Source organism: Photorhabdus africana, assembly GCF_035181445.1.
Taxonomy (GTDB): Bacteria; Pseudomonadota; Gammaproteobacteria; order Enterobacterales; family Enterobacteriaceae; genus Photorhabdus; species Photorhabdus laumondii.
This window is the reverse complement of sequence record NZ_JAXBVE010000229.1, coordinates 1-306: the sequence shown is the minus strand read 5'-3', so window position 1 is coordinate 306 and position 306 is coordinate 1. Positions and strand designations below refer to the sequence as shown.

Annotated in this window: 1 tRNA gene and 1 other RNA gene; both read right to left on the bottom strand. The window is 52.0% G+C overall.

Annotated features, from left to right (window positions below):
• Nucleotides 1-39 precede the first annotated feature (39 nt).
• Nucleotides 40-109, bottom strand: a tRNA-Lys gene (locus SLS51_RS23535).
• Nucleotides 110-146: 37 nt separating this feature from the next.
• Nucleotides 147-279: non-coding RNA, RtT sRNA (locus tag SLS51_RS23530), on the bottom strand.
• Nucleotides 280-306: the final 27 nt, after the last annotated feature.

The window sequence follows — 306 nt, the reverse complement described above, 5'->3', positions numbered from 1 at the left end:
AAATAATTTATTGGGAGCTTTGCGCTCACGCGCTGTTGTCTCGCTTCGCTCGGCTCGAACCTGCAACCCATTGATTAAAAGTCAACGGCTCTACCGACTAAGCTAACGATCCATCTGGGGAATTTGCTTTGAATGAAGCTTCAAGATGGTGGGTCGTGCAGGATGACTCGGCCTACGGCCTCGCCCTTCGGGCCAGCGCTCACGCGCTGTTGTCTCGCTTCGCTCGGCTCGAACCTGCAACCCATTGATTAAAAGTCAACGGCTCTACCGACTAAGCTAACGATCTATCTGGGGAATTTGCTTTGA